Below are 2,825 nucleotides of genomic sequence, written 5' to 3' on the forward strand. Positions count from 1 at the left end.
GATCACCCAACATAGTTTCGTGACCCTACAGGCTATTCAGAAAGGCGAGCAGTTGGTCTGTCGGGCGGAAGCGGCCCGCCTTGCCGCGTAGTGGCGACATCTTCGCAAGGGCCTGCTCCTTCATTGCAAGCGTCGCCTCGAGATAGATCTGCGTTGTTTCTACCGATTCGTGCCCAAGCCACAACGCAATCACTGAGCGAGGAACGCCCGATTGAAGAAGGTCCATAGCCACCGTATGCCTCAAGCAGTGGACAGTGATCCGCTTCTTGTTCAAGGAGGGACACACTCTTGAGGCCGCTTCTCGATGTTTGTTTAGCAGATACTGCACGCCGTGAACACTGAGACGTCCTCCCCTGGCGTTCGGAAACAGCACATCACCATCACCGCGCTGCGGCTCATGCAACCACGATTTCAATACGGCTCGCGTAGACCTCGTGACCGGCGTGCAGCGTTCCTTACGGCCCTTGCCGATTACGCGCACATGTGCGCCGGCACCCAGGACGAGGTCCTCGCGTTTGAGTCCGGTCATCTCGGATAAACGCAGGCCGGTCTGCGCAGCCACCAGCAGGAAGGCATGATCGCGTCGGCCGGACCAGGTACGTTGATCTGGCGCGGCAAGGAGTGCGTCGACTTCCGGACGGGTCAGGAAGTTGACGAGCGTGCGGGTGAAGCGCTTGCTGGGAATGGCAAGCACGCGCTGAATCTGTGCGGAATGCTCCGGGGCTTCGAGTGCTGCGTACCGGAAGAACGAGTGAATTGCCGTGAGGCGGAGATTGCGGCTGCGAACGCTTACGTCATGGTGCTTCTCCAGGTCGTCCAGAAACGCCGCGACCAACAGGGCGTCAATCTCCTTGAAGTCCATACCTGACGGCGGCTTATGCAGGCGTTGCTCGGCGAACCTCAGAAACTGGCGGAAGGTGTCTCGATACGAGATGATGGTGTGAGGACTGGCCTGCCGCTGCTGCATCAGGCGCTGTATAAAGAAGCGTTCCAGAAGGGGAGCAAAGCTGGCTGAGGTGTTCATGAGCGGTTCTCCCAATGCCGCTCGAGTCGGCGCATCGACTCGCGCATGAGTTCCGGCGAAGCGTTGAGGTACCACTGCGTATCGGCCACATGGACATGACCGACGTAGGCCGACAGGATGGGCAGACGACGCTCGGGGTCCTGTCCGGACCGGTACCAATGTAAAAGCGTTCTCGTCGCAAAGATGTGCCTCATGTCATGCAGCCGTGGCCCGTGACTGTCGAATTCGCCGCGCAGCCCAATCTGGCGGGAGAGTCGATAAAAGGCGCGATGAATCTCGCTGTTGTCCAGCCGGTTTCCCCTGTTGGAAACGAACACGTAGGATGACACGGTTCGCCCGGTCCAAAGACATTGCCGGCGTCCAATGTAGGCGGCCAATACCTTGCAGGTCGAAGCATGTAAAGGCACGAGTCTCGACTTGCCGAACTTGGTGCCGCGAATCGTCAATACTCCTGTCGTCAGATCGACGTCTTCAAGTTCAAGGTTTCTGACCTCACCCAGACGCATACCCGTTACGCTGAGGAGCCCGAACAGGCAATGATACGTCCATGGCTGCAGTTCATCCCGTTGGAACCTGCATGGCATATGAAGTGCTGCATCCAGCAGCGCTCGGATCTCGCCGTCCGAATATAGATATGGTCGTGCCCGCGTCGGCCGAAACGGAAGTAGGCCCTGCGCTGGGATCTGGGTGCGTGGATCGGTCGCACTGCGATAGCGCGCGAACAAACGGACAAAGCCCAGCCTCTTTGCCCAGCTTGCGGATCGCTGGTGTGATGGTTGTTGGGCCCATTCGAGAGCGAGCGATTGCGTGATGTACGAGGCACGGCGTCGTTCCATGAACGCGACAAAGTCGCGCAATCCCTTCTCTGCCTCATTCAGCTTGAATCCCAGGGCTCGTCTCACGGTAACGTACTCCTCGACCGCTTGCCGAAGCGTGTTCATCGCACACCTCCTGGCCATGGCACGGCCAGCGTACGCAGCGCTTTGATATCGACCTTCGTGTAGATCCTCGTGGTCTGTGGGTGCCTGTGTCCAAGGAGTTCGCCGATCTCGCCGAGCGACGCACCGTGGTACAGCATCTCGGTGGCCAATCCGTGGCGAAATTGGTGTGCTCCCATAGTCGGCGCATCAATGCCAGCGCGCTGGAGCGAATGACGCACAACGGAGCCGACCGCACAAGCGCTCCGAAAACCGGTGAACGGAGCCCTTGAGCGCAAGAATACCCGCCGACAGGGGCCGGGCGGTCGATCACGACTCAGATATGCAGCGATCGCTCTACCGACGTCAGCGGGCAAGGGCAACTCGTTGCGCAGCCCGCTGTTGTTGCGAACAGTCAGGCATCCCTTGGTCCAGTCGATGTCGCTGAGTTCGAGGAACGCTACTTCTCCCGACCGCAATCCAAGTCTGGCAAGCAGGAGCAAAATGGCATAGTCGCGACGACCAGCCGCGCTTCGTCGATCGATGCTTGCAAGCAATCGTCGGGTTTGAGCCGGTGCAATCGCGCGGGGAATCGCAGGCATCGACCAGTTGGCTACAACAGGAACAGCTGCGGCGAGATCAAGCGCCACGTCGCCCCGATAGCTCGCATAGCGTAAAAAGGATCTCAGTCCAGCGGTCATGAGCTTCGCTCGCTTCGGGTGCAAACGTGGTGCCTGACGTCGTACGAATCTCACGATATCGATCGCGCGCAAACGGGAAAGCGAGACCGGTCGGTTGCCGAAGCAGTCTTCCAGGAAACTGCGGACAAAGGGCACGTAGTTGCGAATGGTCGCTTCGGTCAGGGCACGCGCTTCTCGCAAGTA

At 59.3% G+C, this 2,825-nt stretch carries 3 protein-coding genes; all 3 read right to left on the bottom strand.

Annotated elements, in window-relative coordinates:
* Positions 1 to 25 precede the first annotated feature (25 nt).
* Positions 26 to 1,024, bottom strand: coding sequence for a site-specific integrase (locus tag AB4Y34_RS41330; RefSeq protein ID WP_368719242.1), 999 nt, complete (start codon positions 1,022 to 1,024; stop codon positions 26 to 28).
* Positions 1,021 to 1,965 carry a tyrosine-type recombinase/integrase gene (locus AB4Y34_RS41335; protein WP_368719243.1) on the bottom strand — a complete coding sequence of 315 codons (945 nt, stop codon included), beginning with the start codon at positions 1,963 to 1,965 and terminating at the stop codon, positions 1,021 to 1,023. Before AB4Y34_RS41335 ends, AB4Y34_RS41330 begins: the two co-directional genes overlap by 4 nt.
* A partial coding sequence (locus AB4Y34_RS41340; RefSeq protein WP_368719244.1) for a tyrosine-type recombinase/integrase occupies positions 1,962 to 2,825 on the bottom strand: 864 nt, incomplete at its 5' end. The genes AB4Y34_RS41340 and AB4Y34_RS41335, both read right to left, overlap by 4 nt.

The sequence above is a fragment of the Paraburkholderia sp. BR10954 genome, assembly GCF_040965775.1.
GTDB classification, from domain to species: domain Bacteria; phylum Pseudomonadota; class Gammaproteobacteria; order Burkholderiales; family Burkholderiaceae; genus Paraburkholderia; species Paraburkholderia youngii.